Consider the following 24,719-nt stretch of genomic DNA (forward strand, 5'->3'; position numbering starts at 1 on the left):
CGCAAAAGTCCCGAAACCGAGGCTGTATCAGGGGCTTTTGCGTCTGCTCGCCGTAGAAAGGTGACCACATGAGTGTCCACCCGCGCACCCCCGTCGTCGTCGGGGTCGGCCAGGCCGCTGAGCGGATCGACGACGCCGCCTACCGCGCCATGTCCCCGGTCGAGTTGGCCGCCGCCGCCGCGCAGGCCGCCTTGGACGACGCCGGGGCGGACGCCACCCTGGTCGCCAAGGCCGTCGACACCGTGGTGGCCACCCGGCAATTCGAAAACTCGATTCCGAAAGCCCCGGCGCCGCTGGGCAAGTCGAACAACTTCCCGCGGTCGGTGGCGCGCCGGATCGGCGCCGATCCTGCGCGGGCGGTGCTGGACAAGGTCGGCGGTCAGGGGCCGCAGAAACTGCTCACCGAGTTCGCCGGTGAGATCGCGGCCGGCACCGCCGACGCGGTGCTGTTGTGCGGATCCGATGCGACGTCGACGCTGCGGCACTTCGCCGACGCCGAGGACAAACCGGACTTCACCGAGACCGTCGACGGTCAGCTGGAGGACCGCGGCTTCGGGCTGGAGGAGTTCGTCGAGCGCTACACGGTGATCCACGGGCTGACCGGGGCGCCGGTGCAGTACGGGCTGCTGGAAAACGCCCGCCGGGCCCGGCTGGGACTGGGTCCGGCCGACTACCTGCAGGCGATGGGGGAGCTGTTCGCCCCGTTCACCAAGGTGGCCGCCAAGAACCCGCTATCGGCCTCCCCGGTCGAGCGCTCGGTGGACGAGCTGATCACCATCAGCGAGAGCAACCGGATGATCTGCGACCCGTACCCGCGGCTGCTGGTGGCTCGCGACCAGGTCAACCAGGGTGCGGCCGTGCTGCTGATGTCGGCGGAGGCCGCCCGGCGCCTCGGGGTCCCCGAAGACAACTGGGTGTACTTGCACGGCCACGCCGATATGCGTGCCCAGCGGCTACTCGAGCGCCCCGACTTGGGGGCCTATCCCGCCGCCGTGACGGCCGTCAACGAGGCGCTGGCGGGTGCCGGCATCGGACTCGACGACGTCGCCGCCCTCGACCTGTACAGCTGCTTTCCCATCCCGGTGTTCAACATCTGCGACGCGTTCGGGTTGTCCGCGGACGATCCGCGCGGCCTGACCCTGACCGGCGGGCTGCCGTTCTTCGGCGGCGCCGGCAACAACTACTCGATGCACGCCATCGCCGAGGCGGTCGCCAGCACCCGCCGGGCACCGGGCCAATTCGCGCTGGTCGGCGCCAACGGCGGCATGATGAGCAAATACTCGGTGGGGGTGTATTCCACGACGCCGACGGACTGGAAACCGGACAACAGCCGCGCCTTGCAGGACCAGGCCGACGCGCTGCCCAAGGTCGCCGTCACCGAGCAGGCCGACGGGCCCGCGACGATCGAGACCTACAGCGTCCGCTACGACTGGCCGACGCGGACCGGGATCGTCATCGGCCGACTCGACGCCGACGGCACCCGCTTCCTGGCCACCACCGAGGACGAGGACCTGGTGGCGCTGCTGTCCGATGGCGAACCGCTCGGGGCGCAGATCACCGTCCGCGCCCTGGACTACGGCAACCGCTGCAGCCTGCGCTAGCCCTGGGGTCTTGGCCCCTCGGGCCCCTCGGGCCCCTCGGGCGCGAGCGTGCGCAGAATGCCAGTTTCCGCGCGTTTTTGCGTACAACTGCGCACCTTCGCGGCGGCGAAGGCGGCGAAGGCGGCGAAGGCGGCGCGGCCGCGAAGGCGAGCTAGGCCAGGGCGCCGAGTTTGCCGGCCAGCCGCTCCACGTAGGCGGCCACCTCGGCCTCGGGCTTGTCCGGCAGGCCGAACAGCACCTCGGTGACGCCTAGCTCGGCCCAGTGCGCCAGCTTCTCGGGCACCGGTTTGAAATCCAGCGCGACGATCTGCGGCGCCCCGTCACGGTCGGCGGCCGCCCAGGTGTCCTGCAGGAGTTTGACCGGCGCGTCGATGTCGAAGTCCCGCGGCGTGGTGATCCACCCGTCGGCGCTGCGGGCGATCCACTTGAAGTTCTTCTCGGTGCCGGCGGCCCCGACCAGCACCGGGACATGCGACTGCACCGGCTTGGGCCACGCCCAGCTGGGTCCGAACTTGACGAATTCACCGTCGTAGGAGGCTTCCTCCTGGGTCCACAGCGCCCGCATCGCCTCGAGGTACTCGCGCAGCATGGTGCGGCGCCGCCCCGGTGGCACGCCGTGGTCGGTGAGTTCGTCGGTGTTCCAGCCGAACCCGACACCCAGGCTCACCCGACCGCCGGACAGGTGATCCAGGGTGGCGATCGACTTTGCCAGGGTGATCGGGTCGTGCTCGACGGGCAGCGCCACCGCGGTCGACAGACGCACCCGCGAGGTGACCGCGCACGCCGCGCCGAGACTCACCCACGGGTCCAGGGTGCGCATATAGCGATCGTCGGGCAGCGATTCGTCGCCCGTCGTCGGATGCGCGGCCTGGCGTTTGACCGGGATGTGGGTGTGCTCGGGCACGTAGAAAGTGCGAAAACCGTGTTCGTCGGCAAGCTTGGCGGCCGCCGCCGGGGTGATGCCGCGATCGCTGGTGAATAGTACGAGCCCGTAATCCATGCCTCGAATTAGAACGTGTTCCAGTTGGGGAGGCAACTACCGGGGTGGTCAAAGCGCCCCCAAACGTCCGGCGATGCCGCCGCGAAAGGCATCCAGATCGGCGCAGCGGACCCGCTGCTGCGTGCGCTAGCGTAGGTGGTCGAACCGCGTCGCATCGCCCGCTTCGCCGAGCTGCGGCGTTTTATGGCGCGGTCCGACGTAGCGTCGCGGGGAAGCGACGCCTGGGGTAGCGTCCACCACGCGACGCTGCAACAGCACTGGAAGCACAGGAGACGCCATGACCTACCCGCCGGGAACCTCCGGATATCCGCCCGCACAGCAGCCGCCCGGCTCCTACGGGTCCTCCACTGCCTCGTTCGCTAAGACCGAAGACGCCGAGAGCAAGCTGCCGCTGTACCTGGCGGTCGCGACGGCGGTGCTCGGCCTGGCGGCGTATCTGGCTACCTTTGGCCCGATTCACGTCAGCGAGGACGGCGACTTTTCCAGTAGCGGCGCCGGCCAGGGCATCGGGGTGGCGGTCGTGGCCGCGCTGCTCGCCGCGGTGGGTTTGCTGCCGAAAGCCAAGAACTACACGCCGATCGTCGCGGTGATCGCGGTGGGCGGTGCACTGCTGACGATCTCGGAAGCGTTGACCCCGGGTGAGCACTTCGCGACCGGTTGGGGTCTGTGGTTGGCGTTGGGCTTCACCGTGCTGCAGGCGGTCGCCGCGGTGGTTGCGCTGCTGCTGGAGGCGGGTGTGGTCACCGCGCCGGCGCCCAAGCCCAAATACGACCAGTACGCGCAATACGGGCTCCCGCAGGGCGGCGGCTACTACGGTCAGCAGGCCCCGGGTCAGCAGCAGTCCGGCTACCCCTCGTATGGCAGCTACCCGTCGGGACCGTCGACCGGAGGATTCAGTGCGCAGGGACCTTCGACGGGCGGATTCGCCACCGGTGCCCAGCCGACGCAGCAGGTCCAGCAGCAGCAGGGACAGCAGCACCAAGGTCCGCCCACCCCGCCGACCGGGTTCCCCAGCTTCGGCCAGCCCCCGTCCGGCGGGCAGGGCGGCCCGAATTCCGGCCACGGTCAGCAGCAGCAACACGGCCAACAGCACGGCCAGCAGCAGCACGGCCAAGGCCAGCAGGCGCCGTCGGGACCCCAGCAGCAATAATCGCGCGCTCTCGCGCCAGTTAGGGTGCGTGCGCGAAGAGTGACATCGGTGCAGGACAGTCGCGCAGCGGGCGCACGCCAGGCACGTGACCTGGTCCGGGTCGCATTCGGCCCGGCACTGGTCGCGTTGGTGGTCATCGCGGCAGTGACGTTGGTGCAGTTGCTGTTTGCCAACAGCGACATGACCGGCGCACTGGGTGCCATCGCCAGCATGTGGTTGGGGGTGCACCAGGTACCGATCTCGATCGGTGGCCGCGAGCTGGGCGTGATGCCGCTGCTCCCGGTGCTGCTGATGGTGTGGGGCACGGCGCGCGCCACCGCCCAGGCGACCCTCGGGCACTCGTCCTGGTTCGTCATCCGCTGGATCGTGGCGTCGGCGTTGGGCGGACCGCTGCTGATCGCCGCGATCGCGCTGGCCGTCATCCACGACGCGGCGTCGGTGATCACCGAGCTGCAGACCCCCAACGCCGCGGCGGCGTTCGCGCACGTGCTGGTGGTGCACGCCATCGGCGCCGGAATCGGTGTCGGGTCGCGGGTAGGCCGGCGGCTGTTGGCGATATCGATGCTGCCCGATTGGCTGGCCGGCTCGTTGCGGGCCGCGGCCGCGGGGGTGCTGGCGCTGGTCGGGTTGTCGGCCGCGGTGACGACCGGGTCGCTGGTGGTGCACTGGTCGACCCTGCACGAGCTGTATGCGATCACCGACTCGGTGTTTGGCCAGTTCAGCCTGACCGTGCTGTCGATGCTGTATGCGCCCAACGTGATTGTCGGCACCTCCGCGATGGCGGTGGGCTCCAGCGCGCATATCGGTTTCGCGACGTTCAGCTCGTTTTTCGTGTTCAGCGGCGACATCCCGGCGCTGCCGATCCTGGCGGCGGCGCCGAGCCCGCCGTTGGGCCCGGTGTGGGTGGCGCTGCTGATCATCGGCGCGTCATCCGGGGTGGCGGTCGGCCAGCAGTGTGCGCGACGGGCGTTGCCGCTACTGCCGGCCATGGCCAAGCTGCTGGTCGCGGCGCTGGTCGCGGCGTTGGCCATGGCGCTGCTCGGGTACGCCGGCGGTGGCCGGCTCGGCAATTTCGGCGATGTCGGTGTGGACCAAAGCACCTTCGGTGTCGCGGTGTTCGGCTGGTTCGCGGTCGTCGGCGCGGTCACCGTGGCGATGAGCGGCGGCATCACCCGCCGACCGCGTGCGCCCAAACCCCCGCGCCGCCCCGAACCCGCTCCGACGCCTGGGCCCTCGCCGGATGCCGCGCCGGATGAGGAGCCCGATCGCGGGCCGGATGAGGAGCCCAGCGCCGAAGCCGCCGCGTCGGTCGAGGACCCGAGCCGCGACACCGTTGCGGCGGCCGAACCGTTCGGGGACCCCGAGGACGAGATGTTCACCGACGACGACGTCGCACCCGACGCCGACGAGCCGCCGCGGCCAGCCGATTAGGCCGTCGGCGGGATCGAGACTGAACTGACAGCGCCGAGGCCGCGTCCACGGCGCCGAGCCTGCAGCCAGGGCGTGATTTCCGGCGGCAAGTAGCTCTGAGGTCAGGCTCGGCGCCACCACCGCAGCCTCGACGCCCTGGCCTCAGGCTCGGCGCGGTAAGTGCAGACTCAACGCCACCACCGCACCCTCGGCGCCGATCCGCGTGCCGCTGCCCGGCCCGCACCGCCGCCGGGCTAGGCTCGTGACGTGCAGCAAACGCTCCGTGTGCCCCCGAGTGCACCGGCCCGGCTGGTGGTTCTGGCCTCGGGAACGGGGTCGCTGCTCCAGTCCCTGCTCGACGCCGCCGTCGCGGACTATCCGGCTCGGGTCGTCGCCGTCGGCGTGGACCGCAGTTGCCGCGCCGTCGAGGTCGCCGAGGCCGCCGGCGTGGCGGCCTTCACCACCCGGCTCGCCGACTACCCCGACCGCGTCGCCTGGGACGCCGCCATCACCGCGGCCACCGCCGCGCATGCACCCGACTTCGTCGTCTCCGCGGGTTTCATGAAGATCCTTGGACCGCAGTTCCTTTCCCGCTTCCCCGGACGCATCCTGAACACCCACCCGGCGCTGTTGCCGGCTTTCCCCGGCGCCCACGCCGTGCCCGAGGCGCTGGAGTACGGGGTGAAGGTCACCGGGTGCACGGTGCACCTGGTGGATGCCGGCACCGACACCGGGCCGGTGCTGGCCCAGCAACCCGTTCCGGTGTTCGACAACGACGACGAGGCCACCTTGCATGAGCGCATCAAAGTTGTCGAGCGGCAACTGTTGGTGGACGTGGTGGCGGCACTGGTCACCGGTGGCGTGACCTGCATCGGACGAAAGGCGACCATAGGATGACGGACAGAAGGCCGATCCGCCGCGCGCTGATCAGCGTCTACGACAAGACCGGGCTGGTCGAGTTGGCCCGCGGCCTGCACGCCGCCGGGGTGGAGATCGTCTCCACCGGCTCGACCGCGAAGACGATTGCCGACAAAGGCATTCCGGTGAAACCGGTGGAAGAGGTGACCGGCTTTCCCGAGGTGCTCGACGGCCGGGTCAAGACCCTGCATCCGCACGTGCACGCCGGGCTGCTCGCCGACCTGCGCAAGCCCGAGCACGCCGCGGCGCTGGCCGAGCTGGGGATCGCCGCGTTCGAACTCGTGGTGGTCAACCTGTACCCGTTCAGCGAGACCGTGGAGAGCGGGGCCGGCGTCGACGAGTGCGTCGAGCAGATCGACATCGGCGGTCCGTCGATGGTGCGGGCGGCCGCCAAGAACCACCCCAGCGTGGCGGTGGTGGTCGACCCCCTCGGCTACGACGGTGTGCTGGCCGCCGTCAAGGCCGGCGGGTTCACCCTGGCCGAACGGAAACGGTTGGCGACGCTGGCTTTTCGGCACACCGCCGAATACGACGTGGCGGTGGCCGGCTGGATGGGCTCGACGCTGGCCGACGACGAACCCGCAGAGCCGTTGCCGGAGTGGTTCGCCGGGACCTGGCAGCGCTCGGCGCTGCTGCGCTACGGCGAGAACCCGCACCAGCAGGCCGCACTCTACGCCGATGCCAGCGCCTGGCCGGGTTTGGCGCAAGCCGACCAGCTGCACGGAAAAGAGATGTCGTACAACAACTTCACCGACGCCGACGCGGCGTGGCGGGCCGCCTTCGACCATGAAGAGATCTGCGTGGCGATCATCAAACACGCCAACCCGTGCGGGATCGCGGTCTCCGCGGAGTCGGTCGCCGACGCGCACCGCAAAGCCCACGACTGCGACCCGCTGTCCGCGTTCGGTGGGGTGATCGCGGCGAACACCGAAGTCAGCGTCCAGATGGCGGAGTACGTCAGCACCATCTTCACCGAAGTCATCGTCGCGCCGGCGTATGCGCCGGGCGCCGTGGAAATCCTGGCCAAAAAGAAGAACATCCGGGTGCTAGTGGCCTCCGAACCGCTGCGCGGCGGCACCGAACTGCGCCAGGTCAGCGGCGGGCTGCTGATGCAGCGACGCGACGGCCTCGACGCGCCCGGCGACAACCCGGCCAACTGGACCCTGGCCACCGGATCGCCGGCCGATCCCGCGACCCTGGCCGATCTGGTGTTCGCCTGGCGCGCCTGCCGCGCGGTCAAGTCCAACGCGATCGTCGTCGCCGCCAACGGCGCCACCGTCGGGGTCGGCATGGGACAGGTCAACCGGGTCGACGCCGCCCGACTGGCCGTCGAACGGGGCGGGGACCGGGTCCGCGGCGCGGTCGCGGCCTCCGACGCGTTCTTCCCGTTCCCGGACGGCCTGGAGACGCTGACCGCGGCCGGCGTCACGGCGATCGTGCACCCGGGCGGCTCGGTCCGCGACGACGAGGTCACCGCCGCGGCCACCGAGGCCGGGGTGACCCTGTACCTGACCGGGGCCCGCCACTTCGCCCACTAAAAGCCCGGCACACCGCGGTGCGCAGACCCCCGCACGCTTTACAGAAAGATTGCAGGCGCTTACTATCTAAAGCGTGTTCGCTGATCGCCCGACATCCGGGCGAAGCGATGAGCGGGGGTGGCGCACATGGCCTACGACATAATCATTCGCAACGGGTTGTGGTTTGACGGCACCGGCCGGGCGCCGCAGGTCCGCACCCTGGGCATCCGGGACGGCGTGGTGCGCACCGTGTCCGCCGACCCGGTCGACGAAACCGGCTGCCCCGACGTGATCGACGCCGCCGGCAAGTGGGTAGCGCCGGGCTTCATCGACGTCCACACCCACTACGACGCCGAGGTATTGCTCGATCCGGGGCTGCGCGAGTCGGTGCGCCACGGTGTCACCACGGTGCTGCTGGGCAACTGTTCGCTGTCCACGGTGTACGCCGACGCCGAGGACGCCGCCGACCTGTTCAGCCGCGTCGAGGCGGTGCCGCGCAAGTTCGTGCTGGGCGCGCTGCAGGCGAAGAAGACCTGGTCGACGCCCGCGGAATACGTCCACGCCCTCGACGAGCTGCCGTTGGGGCCCAATGTCGGGTCGTTGCTTGGTCATTCCGATCTGCGGGCGGCGGTGCTGGGGTTGGACCGCGCCACCACGCCAGGTGTCCGTCCGGCCGAGGCCGAGTTGGACCGGATGGCCGCGCTGCTCGACGACGCGCTGGCCGCCGGACTGCTCGGCATGTCGGGTATGGACGCGGCCATCGACAAGCTCGACGGTGACCGGTTCCGCTCCCGGGCGCTGCCGTCCACCTTTGCCACCTGGTATGAACGCCGCAGGCTGATCGGTGTGCTGCGCAACCGCGGCCGGGTCCTGCAGAGCGCGCCCAATGTGAAGAATCTGCTGTCGGGCGTGCAGTTCTTCTTGGCCAGCAGCCGGCTGTTCGGGCGCCGCCGCGGCGTCCGGATGAGCCTGCTGGTCTCCGCCGACACCAAGTCGAGTCCCGCCTCCGCGGCAGTCCTGGGGCCGATCACCCGGCTGCTCAACACCGTGCTGGGCTCGTCGGTGCGGTTCCAACACCTGCCGGTTCCGTTCGAATTGTATTCCGACGGAATCGATCTGCCCGTGTTCGAAGAGTTCGGCGCCGGCACCGCGGCGCTGCACCTGCGGGACCAGTTGGAGCGCAACAAATTACTCGCCGACGTCGAGTACCGTCGCAAGTTCCGGCGCCAGTTCGACCGGCGCAAGCTGGGTCCGACGTTGTGGCACCGCGACTTTCACGACGCAGTGATCGTCGAATGCCCCGACGCGAGCTTGATCGGCAAAAGCTTCGGGCAGATCGCCCACGAGCGTGGGCTGCACCCGTTGGACGCGTTCCTCGACGTGCTGGTCGACAACGGTGAGCGCAACGTCCGGTGGACCACCACCGTTGCCAATCACCGCCCCAAACAACTCGACAAACTGGCCGGCGAGCCCACCATCCACCTGGGGTTCTCCGACGCCGGTGCGCATCTGCGCAACATGGCGTTCTACAACTTTCCGGTGCGGCTGCTCAAGCGGGTGCTCGACGCGAACGCCGCCGGCCATCCGTTCCTGTCCGTCGAGCGGGCGATCTATCGGCTGACCGCCGAAGTCGCGGACTGGTTCGGCCTGCAGGCCGGGACGCTGCGGGAAGGCGACCGCGCCGACTTCGTGGTGATCGACCCTGCGGGGCTGGACGATTCGGTGGACGGCTACCACGAGGAAGCGGTCCCGTTCTACGGCGGCCTGCGCCGGATGGTCAACCGCAACGACGCGGCCGTGGTCGCCACCGGCGTCGGCGGCACGGTGGTCTGCCGCCACGGCGAATTCCGCGCCGGCTACGGTACGACGGTGAAGTCCGGCCAGTTCTTGCGGGCCGGTGCCCGTCAACCGCAGCACGCCTGACATGGCCAGGACCCAGCAGCAGCGCCGGGAGGCCACCGTCGCGCGGCTGCTCGACGCCAGCATCGCCACCATCGCCGAGATCGGCTACGCCCGCGCGTCGGCCAAGGTGATCACCGCCCGCGCCGGGGTCTCGGACGGGGCGCTGTTCCGGCACTTCGACACCATGGGTGACTTCATGGCCGCCACCGCCCACGAGGTGGCGCGCCGGCAGCTGGACCTGTTCACCAAACGGGTCGCGGAGATCCCCGCCGACCGGGCGGCCCTGGAAGTGGCGCTGACCATCCTGGCCGATCTGACCACCAACGCCACCAACGCCGTGCTGTACGAGCTGATGATCGCCGCCCGCACCGACGACAAACTGCGGGTCACGTTGCGCACCGTGCTCGATGACTACCGGGCGAAGATCTTCGACGCCGCCCGGGCGCTGCCCGGCGCCGACGGGTTTCCCGCGGACCTGGTGCCCAACCTGGTGGCGCTGGTCACCAATAGCTTTGACGGCGCGGCGATCGTGGAAGCGGTGCTGCCGCAGCCCGATCTCGCGGCCAAGCGGATTCCGCTGCTGCTGTCGTTGCTCGCCGCGGTGCCCAGCAGCCAGTTACCCTACGGGTTTTCGTGAAACGTACGGCGGCGCCGGATCAGGCGCTGGCTTCGTCGGGCACCGTCATCACATAGTCGATGAACGTGGCGATCTCCTGGACCGCCCGGCGCGCATCGGGGTTGACGTCGAAGGACAGCTGGAACATGTGCATCGACTTGTGCCACACCTGCACCCAGGACGGCACCCCGGCGGCGGTGAGCCGCTCGGCCAACGCGAAGGTGTCGCCCAACAGCATCTCGTGGGTGCCGACCTGCAGCAGGCACGGACCCAGGCCGCGCAGATCGGCTTCCGGCGGCATCAGTGGCAGCTCCCGGGTGCCGTTGACGGTGGCGAACACGTCGTAGATGAACTTGACCGTCATAAACGGGAACAGCACGTCGCGATGGGTTTTCAGGGCGCGGTACTTGAGGTCCATGTCCGACGACGTCAACGGCGACAGCAGCGCCTGCCCGGCCGGCACCGGGAGCCCGGCGTCGCGGACGGCCAGCGCGGTCAGCGCCGCCATCAAACCGCCCGCCGAATCCCCGGCCAGCACGATGCGCTCCGGGGCAAACCCCAGCGACAGCACCTGGCGGTAGGCGTCGACGCCGTCGGCGATCGCTTCCTCGACGCCGGCCTGCGGCGCCAACCGGTAGCCGACGTTGAGCACCTGCGCGTCGGCGGCCTCGGACAGCTTGCTGACGAACCGCCGGTGGGAATTGAGGCCCAGCGTCACCAGCGCCGACCCGTGGAAGTAGATGATCACCCGGTCGGAGCTCCGCGCGGCCGGGGCGATGACCCATTCGGCCGGGCAGTGCGGCAATGTGACCGGAGTCACGTCGGTGCCCGGCAGCGGCGGCACCACCCGCAGCGGCTTATCGATCACGTCGAGGCGGGCGCGTTGCAGCAGATCCGGGCGGACCCGGTTGATCACCAGGCCGATCAGGGTCAGGGCGCCCAGCACCGGCCGAACGAAGATGGCGGTCAAGGTGCCGAGTAGCCGGGACTGCCAGCAGGCCGGTCCGTAGTGGGCGGTCGCGGGCCGGCCCTCCCAATCAGGCAAATTCACGGTACCAAGGGTATCGGGTACGCCCGGCCGCGCCGAATCGGCAGGGGCGAGCCTGTGACGGCCCGGCGCGCGCGTCGTAGCGTGGAGTGGTGACTTCACCGCAGACGCTGCCCCGCACCCTCGGCGAATTGCGCGCCGCCGGCCACCACGAGCGGGGGATCAAACAGGAAATCCGGGAAAACCTGCTGGCCCGCCTCGCCGAAGGCGCCGATGGTGAAGCGATCTGGCCGGGTATCTGGGGCTTCGACGACACCGTGATCCCGCAGCTGGAGCGGGCCCTGATTGCCGGCCACGACTTCGTGCTGCTCGGCGAACGCGGCCAGGGCAAGACCCGGCTGCTGCGCTCGCTGGTCGGTCTGCTCGACGAGTGGACGCCGGTGATCGACGGTGCCGAGCTCGGCGAGCACCCCTATTCGCCGATCACCCCGGAGTCCATCCGCAGGGCGGCCGACCTCGGCGACGACCTGCCGGTGGCGTGGAAACACCGCAGCGAGCGCTACACCGAGAAGTTGGCCACCCCGGATACGTCGGTGGCCGACCTGGTCGGCGACATCGACCCGATCAAGGTCGCCGAGGGCCGCACCCTGGGCGATCCGGACACCATCGCCTACGGCCTGATCCCGCGGGCGCACCGCGGCATCGTCGCGGTCAACGAGCTGCCCGACCTGGCCGAGCGCATCCAGGTGTCGATGCTCAACGTGATGGAGGAACGCGACATCCAGGTCCGCGGCTACACGTTGCGGCTGCCGCTGGACGTGCTGGTGGTGGCCAGCGCCAACCCGGAGGACTACACCAACCGGGGCCGGATCATCACCCCGCTCAAGGACCGGTTCGGCGCCGAGATCCGCACCCACTACCCGTTGGAGCTCGACGCGGAGGTCGGTGTCATCGCGCAGGAGGCGCACCTGAGCGCGCAGGTGCCCGACTACCTGCTGCAGGTGATGGCCCGGTTCGCCCGCTACCTGCGCGAATCCCGGTCCGTCGACCAGCGTTCGGGGGTGTCGGCCCGGTTCGCGATCGCCGCGGCCGAGACGGTGGCCGCCTCGGCGCGGCACCGCGGCGCGGTGCTGGGCGAGACCGACCCGGTGGCGCGGGTGGTCGATGTGGGCACGGTGGTCGACGTGCTGCGCGGCAAGCTGGAGTTCGAATCCGGTGAGGAGGGCCGCGAACAGGCGGTGCTCGAACACCTGCTGCGCCGCGCCACCGCCGACACCGCGTCCCACGTGCTCGGTGGGGTGGACGTCGGCCCGCTGGTGTCCGCGGTGGAGCGGGGCGCCGTGGTGACGACGGGGGAGCGGGTGTCGGCCAAGGATGTGCTGGCCGCGTTGCCCAACTTGCCGGTCGTCGAGGCGATCGCGCGCCGGTTGGGCGCGGACACCGATGGGGAACGCGCCGCCGCGCTGGAGCTGGCGCTGGAGGCGCTGTATCTGGCCAAACGCATCGACAAATCATCGGAGGACGGCGAAACCGTCTATGGCTGAACCTATTAAGGGCCACTCACTCCGCTACTCGGCGTACACCGGCGGGCCCGACCCGCTGGCCCCGCCGGTGGATCTGCGTGAGGCGTTGGAGGAGATCGGCCGCGACGTGATGGAGGGCACGTCGCCGCGGCGGGCGCTGTCCGAGCTGCTGCGGCGCGGCACCAAGAACCTGACCGGGGCCGACCGGTTGGCCGCCGAAGCAAACCGGCGTCGACGAGAATTGTTGCGCCGCAACAATCTAGACGGGACCCTGGGCGAGATCAAGAAGCTGCTCGACGAGGCGGTGCTGGCTGAACGCAAGGAGTTGGCCCGCGCCCTCGACGACGACGCCCGGTTCTCCGAATTGCAGCTGGGGGCGTTGCCGTCGTCGCCGGCCAAGGCCGTACAAGAGCTCTCCGACTACCAGTGGCGATCCGGTGAGGGCCGCGAGAAATACGAGCAGATCAAGGATCTGCTCGGCCGCGAACTGCTCGACCAGCGCTTCGCCGGTATGAAACAGGCGCTGCAGGGCGCCAGCGACGAGGACCGCCAACGCGTCGCCGACATGCTCGACGACCTCAACAACCTGCTGGACAAGCACGCCCGCGGCGAGGACACGCCGCAGGACTTTCAGGACTTCATGGACAAGCATGGCGAGTTCTTCCCGGAGAACCCGCGCAACGTTGAGGAGCTGCTGGATTCGCTGGCCAAACGCGCCGCGGCCGCGCAGCGGTTCCGCAACAGCCTGTCCGCCGAGCAACGCGCCGAGCTCGATGAACTGGCCATGCAGGCGTTCGGGTCCCCGGCGCTGCAGCAGTCGCTGATGCGGCTGGACGCCCACCTGCAGGCGGCGCGCCCGGGTGAGGACTGGTCCGGCTCCGCGGAGTTCTCCGGGGACAACCCCTTGGGCATGGGGGAGGGGGTGCAGGCGCTGGCCGACATCGGCGAGCTGGAGCAGCTGGCCGAGCAGCTGGCGCAAAGCTACCCGGGTGCGACCATGGACGACGTCGACCTCGACGCGCTGGCCCGCCAGCTCGGCGACCAGGCCGCCGTCGATGCCCGCACCCTGGCCGAGTTGGAGCGCGCCCTGCTCAACCAGGGGTTTTTGGACCGCAGCTCCGACGGCCAGTGGCGGCTGTCACCCAAGGCGATGCGTCAGCTCGGCCAAACCGCGTTACGCGATGTGGCCCAACAGCTTTCCGGGCGCCGCGGGGAACGCGACCACCGCCGAGCCGGGGCGGCCGGGGAGCTCACCGGCGCCACCCGGCCCTGGCAGTTCGGCGACACCGAGCCGTGGAACGTCACCCGCACCCTGACCAACGCGGTGCTGCGGCAGGCGGGCAGCTCGCCGGACGGCCCCAGCACGCGCATCCGGATCACCGTCGACGACGTCGAGGTCTCCGAAACCGAGACCCGCACCCAGTCGGCGGTGGCGCTGCTGGTGGACACCTCGTTCTCGATGGTGATGGAGAACCGGTGGCTGCCGATGAAGCGCACCGCGTTGGCGCTCAACCATCTGGTCAGCACCCGGTTCCGCTCGGATGCGTTGCAGATCATCGCGTTTGGCCGGTACGCGCGCACCGTGAGCCCCGCCGAGCTGATGGGGCTGGAAGGCGTCTACGAACAGGGCACTAACCTGCACCACGCACTGGCGTTGGCCGGCCGGCATCTGCGCCGCCATCCCAACGCCCAACCGGTGGTGCTGGTGGTCACCGACGGGGAGCCCACCGCGCACCTGGAGGACCTGGAAGGGGAGGGGTCGGCGGTGTTCTTTGACTACCCGCCGCACCCGCGGACCATCGCGCACACCGTGCGCGGCTTCGACGAGGTGGCCCGGCTCGGCGCGCAGGTGACCATCTTCCGGCTGGGCAGCGATCCCGGGCTGGCCCGGTTCATCGACCAGGTCGCGCGGCGGGTGGAGGGCCGCGTCGTGGTGCCCGACCTCGACGGGCTGGGCGCCGCGGTGGTCGGCGACTACCTGCGGTCCCGTCGCCGCCGGTAGGTTCTCGCTCGTTCGAGCCCGCCCGCTCGTTCGCCGAACGTGCGCTCAGGGCGAGATTTCGGCGATTTTTTCGCCATCAGCGCACGTTCGACGATTCTCATCCACCGCGAGCGTGGTGAGATTGCGGCGGTGGTCGTGCATTTTCGAAAACCACGACCCTCGACGCAATCTCAACGCCAGCCGCGGCGGGTGAGCTACTCGGGCTTGTTGCGCCGGTTCTTGCGTTTGATGCCGACCCCGCCCCACAGCGAGAAGCCGCGCACCTTGACCGTCGGCGCACCCGGGGTGCCTTCGCCCTTGACGTCGTGGTCGAAGCCGCCCATCACCCCGTGGCCGTGGATGTCGACGTTGACTTCGGGTGGCAACAGGATGGTCTGCCCGCCCATGATCGAATACGCATTGATCTCGACGTCGGGGGAGGTGAAGTCGGCGTACCGCAGATCCACCACCCCGCCCCCAAACAGCGCGAACGTGGTCAGCCGCTTCGGCACATTCCAGCGGCCGCGCCGCTCGAACGCGCTCATGATGGCCAGCAGCACCGACGACGGCGCGGGCTGGTAGGCGCCGCCGCGCAGCGGGCACACCGAGGAGCCCGGCAGGTCGGCGCGCAGCTCGTCGAGCTCGTCGTAGGTTTGTGCGGCGTAGGCCTTGGTGAGCCGGTCCTCGTATTCGTTCATCGGCAGCCGACCCTGCTCAGCGGCGTCGCTGAGCAGCTGCGCGACCTGGATGCGGTCGGTGTCTGCCGCCCGCGACTCATCCCGCTGCGCTGAATTGCCCATCGGCTATGAGCCTACGACGAACAGAATTTCCTGCAAGGCGGGTTCGCCAAACTGCGTCGTCACCGTTACCGGGCGTGGCCTTGACTGGCCCCGCGGCGGGCGTTTCTGCAGGACGGCGAGCATCTGGTCGGGCACGACGCGGGCTTCAGTCGGGGAGACCGAGCGCTGTGGCCAGGGTCGCCGACCATTGCTTGGCGATGGCGCGCCGGCGCACCGAGTCGTCGGTCAACACGTCGGCCAGGCCGAGGCCACGGGCCAGGTCGAGGGTGATCTGCACCAGGTGGCGGGCCTGCGGGTCGCTGTCGTCGACGCCCAGGGCGCGGACGGTGGCGCGGTGGGTGACCCGGCCGAACTTGGCTTCCAGCGGCACGATCCGCTCCCGCAGCACCGGGTCGGCGGCCGCGTTCGTCCACACCTGCAGCGCCGCCTTGAAAAACGGGCTGGCGAAGGATTCCAGCAGGCCGGTGATCACGGCTTCGGTGCTGGGCGGCCCGTCGACCTGGCCGATGGCGGCGAAGATCCGGGAATCGAACATGACCTCCAGCGCCGCCAGGACCAGATCCTCCCGGGTCGGGAAGTGGTGCTGGGCGGCGCCGCGGGACACCCCGGCGCGTTCGGCGACGACGGACACCGTCGTCGCCGTCCAACCCAGCTCGGCCAGGCATTCGATCGTCGCCTCGAGCAGGCGTTGGCGCGTGGCGCGGCTGCGATCCTGTTTCGGTTCACGGATCGTGGTCACGCTAGGCACCTCCGGGCGCTGGGCACTACTGCGCCCAGCGGGGTTGTCTCTTCTGCAGGAACGCCATCATGCCTTCGCGCACCTCGTCGGTCCCGAAGAAACTCGCCGACCGCGCGGCGAGTTCGTCGGCGGAACGGTCGAACTCGGCGAGCACCGCCGCGGTGGTGAGACGTTTGCTCTCCGCCAGCCCCTGCGGCGACCCCTTGCGCAGGTCGGCGCAGAGTCCGGCGAGCGCGGCCGCGGGATCGTCGGCTGCCACCGTGATCAGCCCGATCGCGGCGGCCTCGTCGGCGCCGAACTTCTCGCCGGTCAGATAGTAGCGGCCCGCGGCGCGCGGACTCAGCCTCGGCAACAGCGTCAGCGAGATCATGAACGGCGCGAGCCCCAGCCGCGCCTCGGTCAGCGCGAACGAGCTGCCGCGCCCGGCCACCACGATGTCGCACGCCGCCACGATCCCCATGCCGCCGGCCCGCACGTTCCCGTCGATCACCGCGACGACCGGCTTCGGCGCGGCGACGATCGTGCGCAGCACGCTGATCATCTGCCGGGTCCGGTCGTCGGCGGCGGTGGCGGGGTCGGTGTTGCTGGCCTCGGACAGGTCGGCGCCGGCGCAGAACGTGTTGCCGGTATGGGTCAGCACGATGCCGCGCACGACCGCGTCGGCGGCGGCCCGCTCGAGCCCGGCCAGCAGCTCGGTGACCAACCGCGTCGACAGCGCGTTGCGGTTGTGCGGGGAATCCAGGGTCAGCGTCGCGAAGCCGTCCGCGACGGTGTACCGGACATACGGGGTGTCGGCCATGTCCCGCCTTCCTCAGTAGGACTTGGGCAGTCCGAGGCTGTGCTGGGCGACGAAGTTGAGCACCATTTCCCGGCTGACCGGTGCGATCCGGGCGATGCGCGCCGCGGCCAGCATCGAAGCCAGCCCGTATTCGGCGGTCAGCCCCGACCCGCCGTGCGTCTGGATGGCCTGGTCCAGCGCCTTGATGCTCGCTTCGGCGGCGGCGTACTTGGCCATGTTGGCGGCCTCGGCGGCACCGAACTCGTCGCCGCTGTCGTAGAGCGTCGCGGCCTTCTGCATCATCACCTTGGCCAGCTCCAGCTCGATCTTGACCTGCGCGAGCGGATGCGAAATCCCTTGGTGGGCAGCGATGGACGTCTTCCAGACGGTGCGCTCCTTGGCGTATTCGACCGCCCGGTCGATGGCGTAGCGGCCCATGCCGATCGCCATCGCCGCGCCGAGGATGCGCTCGGGGTTCAGCCCGGCGAACAGCTGGGCGATGGCGGCGTCTTCGCGGCCGACCAGCGCGTCGGCCGGCAGCCGCACGTCGTCGAAGAACAGCGAGAACTGGTGATCGGGCTCGATGATGTCCATCTCTTGCTGGGTTTTGACCAGGCCTTGTGCGTCGGTGGGCATGATGAACAGCGCCGGCCGCAGGTTGCCGGTCTTGGCGTCCTCGGTGCGGGTCACCACCAGGATGGCTTCGGCCTGATCCACGCCGGAGATGAAGTGCTTCTGGCCGCGGATGATCCAGTCGTCACCGTCGCGGCGTGCGGTCGTGGTGATCTGATGTGAGTTCGACCCGGCGTCGGGTTCGGTGATCGCGAACGCCATCTTGGTGGAGCCGTCGGCCAGCCGCGGCAGCCACTTCTGCTTCTGGGCGTCGGTGCCGAACTTGGTGATGATGGTGCCGCAGATCGCGGGGGAGACCACCACCAGCAGCAAGGCCGCGCCGTTGGCGGCCATCTCCTCTTGGACCAGCGCGAGTTCGTAGATGCCGGCCCCGCCGCCGCCGTACTCCTCGGGCAGGTTCACCCCGAGGAAGCCGAGCGCACCCGCCTCGTCCCACAGTTCGGTCAGCGCCTCACCCACCCGGGCCTTCGGCAGCACGTAGTCGCGGTAGTTGTACTTCTCGGTGAGCGCGGCGACCGCGGTGCGCAGTTCCTTTTGCTCAGCGGTTTCGATGAAGCTCATTGGTTCTCCTCATTTTCTACAACGGCTAGGACGGCGCCGACGTCGACTTGCTGGCCGACGGCGACGTTCAGTTCGGTGAGCACCCCCGCCGCGGGGGCGACGATCTTGTGCTCCATCTTCATCGCCTCCAGCCACAGGATCGGCTGGCCGGCATCGACCGTGTCGCCGGCCTGGGCGCCGAGCCGGATGACGGTGCCGGGCATCGGCGCCAGCAGCGACCCGGCCGCGACGTGCTCGGCGGGGTCGACGAACCGCGGCAGCCGGCGCACACTGACCGCTCCCAGCGGGGAGTCGACGCACACCAGATCGCCGTAGCGGGCGATCTCGAAGCGGCGGCGCACCCCGTCGACGTCGGCGACCACCAGCTCCGGGGCCGCCTGCACGACGGAAAGCCCGGGCAGGCCGTCGATCTCGACACCGTCGCGGGTGACCCGGTAGGCGACCTGATGTGTTCCGGTGGTGCGGCTTTCGTAGGATTTGGTCTGTGGCTGCGACGGCAGGTTGCGCCACCCGCTGGGCAGTCCGCCGCCGACGCGTGCGCTGCGCCGGTTCGCCGCGGCGTCGGCCAGGGCTGCGGCCGCGATCGAGGTCGCCTCGTGCTCGGCGGTGACCAGCGGGGCGGCCAGCGCGTCCAGGCCATGGGTGTCGAAGAACGCGGTGTCGGTGTCGCCGGCCAAAAACGCCGGGTGCCGCAGCACCCGGACCAGCAGATCGCGGTTGGTGACCAGACCGTGAATCTTGGCCCGCTGCAGCGCGGTTGCCAGCAGCTGCGCGGCGTCGGTGCGGGTGTCCGCGTACGAGATCACCTTCGCCAGCATCGGGTCGTAGTGCACGCCGACCACCGACCCGTCGACGACGCCGCTGTCCAACCGCACGCCGCCGCGGTCTAAAACACCGAATTCGGTTGCGGTGTCGGGGAACGCGATGCGATGCACGGTGCCGCTCTGCGGCTGCCAGTTGTGCGCCGGGTCTTCGGCGTAGAGCCTGACCTCGATCGAGTGCCCGCGCCGCCCCGGCTGCTCGGGTGGCAGCGGCAAGCCGGCGGCGATTTGCAGCTGCAACCGCACCAGGTCCAGGCCGGTGGTGCACTCGGTGACCGGGTGCTCCACCTGCAGGCGGGTGTTCATCTCCAGGAAGAAGAAGTCGCCCTGCTCGTCGGCGAGGAACTCGACGGTGCCGGCGCCCTGGTAGCCGATCGCGTCGGCTGCCAGGCGGGCCGCCTGGAACAGCCGCTCCCGCATCCCGTCGATCTTTTCGACCAGCGGGGACGGCGCCTCCTCGACGACCTTCTGGTGGCGGCGCTGGATCGAGCACTCGCGTTCGCCTACCGACCACACGGTGCCGTGGGTATCGGCCATCACCTGAACCTCGATGTGGCGGCCGGTCTCCAGGTAGCGCTCGCAGAACACGGTCGGGTCGCCGAAGGCGGATTCGGCTTCCCGGCGGGCGGCGACGATCTGGTCCTGCAGCTGCTCGAGCGCGCGGACGATGCGCATGCCGCGGCCGCCGCCCCCGGCCGAGGCCTTGATCAGCACCGGCAGGTGTGCCTCGGTGACCTCGGCCGGGTCGAGTTCGGCCAGCACCGGCACCCCGGCGGCGTCCATCATCTTCTTCGACTCGACCTTGGACCCCATCTGCTCGATCGCCTTGACCGGCGGACCGATCCAGGTCAGACCCGCGTCGAGCACCGCCTTGGCGAACGCGGCGTTCTCCGACAGGAAGCCGTAGCCGGGATGAATCGCGTCGGCGCCGGCGGCGCGGGCGGCGTCGATGATCGCCTCGCCGCGCAGGTAGGTCTCGGCGGGGGTGTTGCCCGGCAGCCGGATCGCGGCGTCGGCGGCGCCGACATGGGGGGCGTCGGCGTCGGCGTCGGAGAACACCGCAACGGTGCCGATCCCCATCGCGCGGCAGGTCGCGAAGACCCGGCGGGCGATTTCGCCGCGGTTGGCGACCAAGACGGACGTTATGGCCATGTCACTCACATCCTGAAGACGCCGAAGCGTTCGGCGCCGCTGATCGATTCGGTCGCGATGGCGGACAAGCACATGCCCAGCACGGTGCGGGTGTCGCGGGGGTCGATGACGCCGTCGTCGTAGAGCATCCCGGACATGAACATCGGCAGCGATTCCTGCTCGATCTGCTGCTCCACCATGGCGCGCATCCCGGCGTCGGCTTCTTCGTCCCAGGCCTGTCCGCGGGCCTCGGCGGCCGCCTTCCCGACGATCGAGATCACCCCGGCCAGCTGCGCGCCGCCCATCACCGCCGACTTGGCGCTGGGCCAACTGAACATGAACCGCGGGTTGTAGGCGCGCCCGGACATGCCGTAGGCACCCGCGCCGTAGGACGCGCCGAGGACCAGCGAGATGTGCGGCACCGTCGAATTGGACACCGCGTTGATCATCAGCGAGCCGTGCTTGATGATGCCGCGCTGCTCGTATTCTTTGCCGACCATGTAGCCGGTGGTGTTGTGCAGGAACAGCAGCGGGGTGTCGTAGCGGTTGGCCAACTGGATGAACTGGGTGGCCTTCTGGGCTTCTTCGGAGAACAGCACCCCGCGGGCGTTGGCGAGAATGCCGACCGGGAAGCCGTGTAGCTCGGCCCATCCGGTCACCAGGCTGGAACCGTAGAGCGGTTTGAACTCGTCGAAGTCGGAGCCGTCGACGATCCGAGCGATCACCTCGCGCGGGTCGAACGGGATCTTCAGATCCGACGGCACGATGCCGAGCAGCTCCGCGGCGTCATACCGCGGTTCGATCACCTGCGCGCGCGGCGCCGGTCCGCGCTTGCGCCAGTTGAGGCGTTTGACGATGGAGCGCCCGATCCGGATCGCGTCTTGCTCGTCGACGGCGAAGTAGTCGGCCAAACCCGAGGAGCGGGCGTGCATCTCGGCGCCGCCGAGCGATTCGTCGTCGGACTCCTCCCCGGTCGCCATCTTGACCAGCGGCGGCCCGCCCAGAAAGACCTTGGAGCGCTCCTTGATCATCACCACGTGATCGGACATGCCGGGGATGTAGGCGCCACCGGCGGTGGAGTTGCCGAACACCAGCGCAATCGTGGGAATGCCGGCGGCCGACGCGCGGGTGAGGTCACGGAACATCTGCCCGCCGGGAACGAAGACGTCCTTCTGGGTCGGCAGATCGGCCCCGCCGGATTCCACCAGCGAGATCACCGGCAGCCGGTTCTCGCGCACGATGTCGTTGATGCGCAACGTTTTCCGCAGTGTCCACGGGTTGCTGGTGCCGCCCTTGACGGTGGGATCCGGCGCCACGATCATGCATTCGACGCCCTCGACGATGCCGATACCGGCGATCGTGGAGGCCCCGACATGGAATTGGCTGCCGTAGGCGGCCAGTGGGCACAGCTCGAGGAACGGCGAGTCCTCGTCGATCAGCAGCTCGATGCGCTCCCGGGCGGTCAGCTTGCCGCGCTTGCGATGCCGGGCCACCTTGTCCGGCCCACCGCCCGCGATGGCCTTGGCCAGTTCGGTTTCCAGCTCGGACAGCTTGGTGGTCATCGCCGCCGCGGCGGCGGTGTACTCCGCGGAGTTCGGGTCGAGGGCAGACCTCAGTATCGTCATTGGTACCCCAGTAATTTCGCTGCCAGCATGGTCATGATTTCGTCGGTGCCGCCGCCGATGCCGATGATGCGGAAGTCGCGGTAGATGCGTTCGACTTCGGATTCCCGCATGTAGCCCATGCCGCCGAACAGTTGCAGCGCCTCGTTGACCACCCAGGCACCGTTTTCGACGGCGGTGTTCTTGGCGAAGCACACCTCGGTGATCAGGTCGGTTTCGCCGGCTTCGGCGCGCTGCACCAGCGCGCGGGTGTAGACCCGGGCGACGTCGACCTTGCGGGCCATTTCGGCGAGCTTCATCTGCACGTGTTGGCGGCTGATCAGCGGCCGGCCGAACGTCTGCCGGTCCCGGCACCAGGCCACGGCCAGATCCAGGGCGCGCTGCGCGTGCCCGTAGGCCAGTACCGCCAACCCGATGCGTTCGGACACGAACGCCGCGGCGATCTGCGCGAAACCGCTGTTCTCTTCCCCGACCAGGTTTTCCACCGGCACGTGGACGTCGACGAACGACAACTCGGCGGTGTCCGACGCCAGCCAGCCCATCTTGTCCAGCTTGCGCGACACCGTGAATCCCGGAGTGTCCTTGTCGATCACGAGCAGCGAGATGCCGGCGGCGCCCGGCCCGCCGGTGCGCACCGCGGTGGTCACGAAATCGGCGCGCACCCCGGAGGTGATGAACGTCTTGGCGCCGTTGACGATGTAGTGGTCGCCGTCGCGGCGGGCGGTGGTGGACAGGTTGTTGACGTCGGACCCACCACCGGGTTCGGTGATGGCCAGCGCACCGATCAGGTCGCCGGCCAGGGTGGGTTTGACGTAGCGGTCGATCAGCGTCGGGTCGCCGGACGCGGCGATGTGCGGGCAGGCGATCGCGCAGGTGAACAGCGACGCCCACAGCCCGCCGGACACCCCGGCGTAGAGGGCTTCCTCCACCAGGGTGACTTCGTCGATGCGGGTGCCGCCCGACCCGCCGACCGACTCCGGGAACGCCAGCCCGAGCAGACCCAGCGCACCGGCTTTCTTGTGCAGTTCGCGGGGCAATTCGCCGTCGCGCTCCCACTGATCGAGGTCGGGCAAGACCTCGCGCTCCACGAATCCGCGGACGGTGGCGCGCAGCGCCGTCCGCTCCTCGTCGGTCCACACGGTGCTCACGGCAGCAACTCCTCCGGGATGTCGAGGTAGCGAGACCGCAGCCACTCCGCGAGTCCCTTGGCCTGCGGATCGAATCGGGCGTTGTACGCCACGCCCTTGCCGAGCAGTCCTTCGAGCACGAAGTTCACCGCCCGCAGCTTCGGCAGCACGGTGCGGGTGACGGTCAGCGGCGCGGCCTCCGGCAGCAGCCGTTTGACCTCGTCGACCGTCAACGCATGCACCAGCCAGCGCCACTGCGCGTCGGTGCGCACCCAGACGCCGATGTTGGCGTTGCCGCCCTTGTCCCCGCTGCGGGCCGCGGCGATCGTCCCCAGCGGTGCCCGCCGGGAACCGCCGGACGGCAGCGGCTCGGGAAGTTGCGGCGCCGCGACCTCGGCCAGCGGCTGGGTCTCGGTCGGCGGCGCGATGTCCACCCGGGCACCGTCGGGCAGCACCGCGATGTGCGGCACCTTCTCCTGGTCGACGTAACCCGGGCTGTAAATGCCGTACGGCGACCCGTTGCCGGGCATCGCGGTGAACGAGCAGCCCGGGTAGCTGGCCAGCGCCAGCTCCACGGCGACGTTGGAGAAGGCGCGGCCGACCTTGTTCGGGTCGGGGTCGCGCACCACGCAGCGCAGCAGCGCGGTCGCCTGTTCCTCGGTTTCGGCGTCGGGGCGATCCAGCCGGGCCAGCGTCCAGTCGAGTTCCTGGGGTCGCACCGGCAGCCACGATTCGAGCTGGGTGCGCGCGAGCTCGGCCTTGGCGTCGATGTCCAGGCCGGTGAGGATGAATTCCATCTCGTTGCGGAAGCCGCCGAGGGTGTTCAGCGACACCTTCAGCTGCGGCGGCGGTGGTTCCCCGGTGACGTCGCTGATCAGCACCCGGTCGGTGCCGTCCTGGCGCAGCGCGATGCTGTCGAGCCGGGTGGTCACGTCGGGTCCGGCGTAGCGCGCGCCCTGGATCTCGTACATGAGCTGCGCCTCGACGGTGTCGACGGTGACCGCGCCGCCGGTGTTGGGGTGCTTGGTGATGACGCTGGAGCCGTCGCGGCGGATCTCGGCGATCGGGAAGCCGGGCCGCCGCAGGTCGGCGATCTCGGCGAAAAAGGAGTAGTTGCCGCCGGTGGCTTGGGTGCTGCACTCGATCACGTGCCCGGCGACGACGGCGCCGGCGAGCTGGTCGTAGTCGGTGCGGCCCCAGCCGAAATGCGCCGCCGCGGGGCCCACGATGACCGAGGCGTCGGTGACCCGGCCGGTGACGACCACGTCGGCGCCGGAGTGCAGGCACTCGACGATGCCCCACGCGCCTAGGTAGGCGTTGGCCGCCAGCGGCGCGCCGAGGTTCAACTCGGCCGCGCGGGCGGTGATGTTGTCGCCCTCGACGTGGGCGATCTTCGCGGCGAGCCCCAACCGGTCGTTGATCTCGCGGAGTTTGGTGGCCAGCCCGGCCGGGTTGAGGCCGCCGGCGTTGACGACGATCTGGACGTTGCGGTCCAGCGCCAGACCCAGACAGTCCTCCATCTGGCGCACGAACGTCTTGGCGTAGCCGAGGCTGGCGTCCTTCATCATGTCCCGGCCCAGGATCAGCATGGTCAGCTCGGCGAGGTAGTCGCCGGTCAAAACGTCGAGGTCGCCGCCCTCCAGCATTTCCCGGACCGCGCTGAGCCGGTCGCCGTAGAAGCCCGAACAGTTGCCGATGCGGATCAGATCCGGATCGGCGGCAAGGTCGCTCATCGAGGACGAGTCTCGCAGCGGTCCCGAAAAAAAGCAAGCACACATGCTTGTTTTTTGGGCTCCGGCCGTGAGCCGGAGGGCTGACCGCCATTTTGGTGCCGATGCTGGTCACCGGCTATCCTGGCGAGAACTGTCGGCGCTGGACTGTGCACGGCAACATCGGTATCA

Annotated in this window: 19 protein-coding genes; 9 read left to right on the forward strand and 10 right to left on the reverse strand. The window is 69.6% G+C overall.

The window, feature by feature from the left end:
• The first annotated feature begins 68 nt into the window (after window positions 1–68).
• Window positions 69–1,601 carry an acetyl-CoA acetyltransferase gene (locus tag ACAG26_RS09375; RefSeq protein WP_370481522.1) on the forward strand — a complete coding sequence of 511 codons (1,533 nt, stop codon included), beginning with the start codon at window positions 69–71 and terminating at the stop codon, window positions 1,599–1,601.
• A 151-nt stretch (window positions 1,602–1,752) separates the two neighbouring features.
• Here the strand turns inward: ACAG26_RS09375 and ACAG26_RS09380 are convergent, their stop codons facing one another.
• Complete coding sequence (locus ACAG26_RS09380) at window positions 1,753–2,601, reverse strand: LLM class F420-dependent oxidoreductase (protein WP_370481523.1); 849 nt, start codon at window positions 2,599–2,601, stop codon at window positions 1,753–1,755.
• A 277-nt stretch (window positions 2,602–2,878) separates the two neighbouring features.
• On the opposite strand from ACAG26_RS09380, the gene ACAG26_RS09385 reads away from it, so the two are divergent.
• The 6 genes from ACAG26_RS09385 (at window position 2,879) to ACAG26_RS09410 (ending at window position 10,135) form a co-directional block, all read left to right on the forward strand.
• On the forward strand, window positions 2,879–3,751 hold the full coding sequence (locus ACAG26_RS09385; protein ID WP_370481524.1) for a DUF5336 domain-containing protein: 873 nt from the start codon (window positions 2,879–2,881) through the stop codon (window positions 3,749–3,751).
• 39 nt (window positions 3,752–3,790) lie between these two features.
• Window positions 3,791–5,182 (forward strand): DUF6350 family protein, encoded by a 1,392-nt coding sequence (locus ACAG26_RS09390; protein WP_370481525.1) that lies wholly within the window; start codon window positions 3,791–3,793, stop codon window positions 5,180–5,182.
• Between the two features lie 246 nt (window positions 5,183–5,428).
• Window positions 5,429–6,058: a phosphoribosylglycinamide formyltransferase gene (purN, locus tag ACAG26_RS09395; protein ID WP_370481527.1), complete on the forward strand. Its 630-nt coding sequence runs from the start codon at window positions 5,429–5,431 to the stop codon at window positions 6,056–6,058.
• Window positions 6,055–7,617: a bifunctional phosphoribosylaminoimidazolecarboxamide formyltransferase/IMP cyclohydrolase gene (gene purH / locus ACAG26_RS09400; protein ID WP_370481528.1), complete on the forward strand. Its 1,563-nt coding sequence runs from the start codon at window positions 6,055–6,057 to the stop codon at window positions 7,615–7,617. Before purN ends, purH begins: the two co-directional genes overlap by 4 nt.
• Before the next feature lie 126 nt (window positions 7,618–7,743).
• Entirely contained in the window at window positions 7,744–9,519 is a 1,776-nt protein-coding gene (locus tag ACAG26_RS09405) for an amidohydrolase family protein (protein ID WP_370481529.1), read from the forward strand.
• Window position 9,520: 1 nt separating this feature from the next.
• Window positions 9,521–10,135: a TetR family transcriptional regulator gene (locus tag ACAG26_RS09410; protein WP_370481530.1), complete on the forward strand. Its 615-nt coding sequence runs from the start codon at window positions 9,521–9,523 to the stop codon at window positions 10,133–10,135.
• Window positions 10,136–10,154: 19 nt separating this feature from the next.
• On the opposite strand, the gene ACAG26_RS09415 is transcribed toward ACAG26_RS09410, so the two are convergent.
• The gene (locus ACAG26_RS09415; RefSeq protein ID WP_370481531.1) at window positions 10,155–11,165 is read right to left on the reverse strand and encodes an alpha/beta hydrolase; all 1,011 of its coding nucleotides are present in this window, start codon (window positions 11,163–11,165) and stop codon (window positions 10,155–10,157) included.
• An 86-nt stretch (window positions 11,166–11,251) separates the two neighbouring features.
• On the opposite strand from ACAG26_RS09415, the gene ACAG26_RS09420 reads away from it, so the two are divergent.
• Both ACAG26_RS09420 and ACAG26_RS09425 read left to right on the forward strand, forming a co-directional pair.
• Window positions 11,252–12,646: a sigma 54-interacting transcriptional regulator gene (locus ACAG26_RS09420; RefSeq protein ID WP_370481533.1), complete on the forward strand. Its 1,395-nt coding sequence runs from the start codon at window positions 11,252–11,254 to the stop codon at window positions 12,644–12,646.
• Window positions 12,639–14,627, forward strand: coding sequence for a VWA domain-containing protein (locus tag ACAG26_RS09425; RefSeq protein WP_370481535.1), 1,989 nt, complete (start codon window positions 12,639–12,641; stop codon window positions 14,625–14,627). The genes ACAG26_RS09420 and ACAG26_RS09425 overlap by 8 nt, the downstream gene beginning before the upstream one ends.
• Window positions 14,628–14,821: 194 nt before the next feature.
• On the opposite strand, the gene ACAG26_RS09430 is transcribed toward ACAG26_RS09425, so the two are convergent.
• The 8 genes from ACAG26_RS09430 to ACAG26_RS09465 all read right to left on the reverse strand — a co-directional run bounded on the left by ACAG26_RS09430 (window position 14,822) and on the right by ACAG26_RS09465 (window position 24,551).
• Window positions 14,822–15,406 carry a DUF1707 domain-containing protein gene (locus ACAG26_RS09430; protein WP_370481537.1) on the reverse strand — a complete coding sequence of 195 codons (585 nt, stop codon included), beginning with the start codon at window positions 15,404–15,406 and terminating at the stop codon, window positions 14,822–14,824.
• Window positions 15,407–15,551: 145 nt separating this feature from the next.
• A complete protein-coding gene (locus tag ACAG26_RS09435; protein ID WP_370481538.1) occupies window positions 15,552–16,145 on the reverse strand; it encodes a TetR/AcrR family transcriptional regulator in 594 nt (197 codons plus the stop codon).
• A gap of 25 nt (window positions 16,146–16,170) precedes the next feature.
• On the reverse strand, window positions 16,171–16,944 hold the full coding sequence (locus tag ACAG26_RS09440) for an enoyl-CoA hydratase family protein (RefSeq protein ID WP_370481539.1): 774 nt from the start codon (window positions 16,942–16,944) through the stop codon (window positions 16,171–16,173).
• Window positions 16,945–16,956: 12 nt separating this feature from the next.
• Entirely contained in the window at window positions 16,957–18,117 is a 1,161-nt protein-coding gene (locus ACAG26_RS09445; protein ID WP_370481540.1) for an acyl-CoA dehydrogenase family protein, read from the reverse strand.
• The gene (locus ACAG26_RS09450) at window positions 18,114–20,090 is read right to left on the reverse strand and encodes a biotin carboxylase N-terminal domain-containing protein (protein ID WP_370481542.1); all 1,977 of its coding nucleotides are present in this window, start codon (window positions 20,088–20,090) and stop codon (window positions 18,114–18,116) included. Before ACAG26_RS09450 ends, ACAG26_RS09445 begins: the two co-directional genes overlap by 4 nt.
• Window positions 20,091–20,095: 5 nt before the next feature.
• Window positions 20,096–21,688 carry an acyl-CoA carboxylase subunit beta gene (locus ACAG26_RS09455; RefSeq protein ID WP_370481679.1) on the reverse strand — a complete coding sequence of 531 codons (1,593 nt, stop codon included), beginning with the start codon at window positions 21,686–21,688 and terminating at the stop codon, window positions 20,096–20,098.
• Window positions 21,689–21,690: 2 nt separating this feature from the next.
• A complete protein-coding gene (locus ACAG26_RS09460; protein WP_370481544.1) occupies window positions 21,691–22,839 on the reverse strand; it encodes an acyl-CoA dehydrogenase family protein in 1,149 nt (382 codons plus the stop codon).
• Window positions 22,836–24,551 (reverse strand): acyclic terpene utilization AtuA family protein, encoded by a 1,716-nt coding sequence (locus ACAG26_RS09465; protein WP_370481546.1) that lies wholly within the window; start codon window positions 24,549–24,551, stop codon window positions 22,836–22,838. Before ACAG26_RS09465 ends, ACAG26_RS09460 begins: the two co-directional genes overlap by 4 nt.
• Between the last annotated feature and the right edge of the window lie 168 nt (window positions 24,552–24,719).

Source organism: Mycobacterium sp. pUA109, assembly GCF_041287095.1.
In the GTDB taxonomy this organism is placed as follows: Bacteria; Actinomycetota; Actinomycetes; order Mycobacteriales; family Mycobacteriaceae; genus Mycobacterium.

Bases quoted from the DNA above. Each gene is read 5' to 3' on its own strand.
- ACAG26_RS09450 (WP_370481542.1), bottom strand. From the start codon at position 20,090: ATGGCCATAACGTCCGTCTTGGTCGCCAACCGCGGCGAAATCGCCCGC.
- ACAG26_RS09430 (WP_370481537.1), bottom strand. From the start codon at position 15,406: ATGGGCAATTCAGCGCAGCGGGATGAGTCGCGGGCGGCAGACACCGAC.
- ACAG26_RS09380 (WP_370481523.1), bottom strand. From the start codon at position 2,601: ATGGATTACGGGCTCGTACTATTCACCAGCGATCGCGGCATCACCCCG.
- ACAG26_RS09425 (WP_370481535.1), top strand. From the start codon at position 12,639: ATGGCTGAACCTATTAAGGGCCACTCACTCCGCTACTCGGCGTACACC.
- ACAG26_RS09410 (WP_370481530.1), top strand. From the start codon at position 9,521: ATGGCCAGGACCCAGCAGCAGCGCCGGGAGGCCACCGTCGCGCGGCTG.
- ACAG26_RS09385 (WP_370481524.1), top strand. From the start codon at position 2,879: ATGACCTACCCGCCGGGAACCTCCGGATATCCGCCCGCACAGCAGCCG.
- ACAG26_RS09405 (WP_370481529.1), top strand. From the start codon at position 7,744: ATGGCCTACGACATAATCATTCGCAACGGGTTGTGGTTTGACGGCACC.
- ACAG26_RS09465 (WP_370481546.1), bottom strand. From the start codon at position 24,551: ATGAGCGACCTTGCCGCCGATCCGGATCTGATCCGCATCGGCAACTGT.
- ACAG26_RS09375 (WP_370481522.1), top strand. From the start codon at position 69: ATGAGTGTCCACCCGCGCACCCCCGTCGTCGTCGGGGTCGGCCAGGCC.
- purH (WP_370481528.1), top strand. From the start codon at position 6,055: ATGACGGACAGAAGGCCGATCCGCCGCGCGCTGATCAGCGTCTACGAC.
- ACAG26_RS09440 (WP_370481539.1), bottom strand. From the start codon at position 16,944: ATGGCCGACACCCCGTATGTCCGGTACACCGTCGCGGACGGCTTCGCG.
- ACAG26_RS09445 (WP_370481540.1), bottom strand. From the start codon at position 18,117: ATGAGCTTCATCGAAACCGCTGAGCAAAAGGAACTGCGCACCGCGGTC.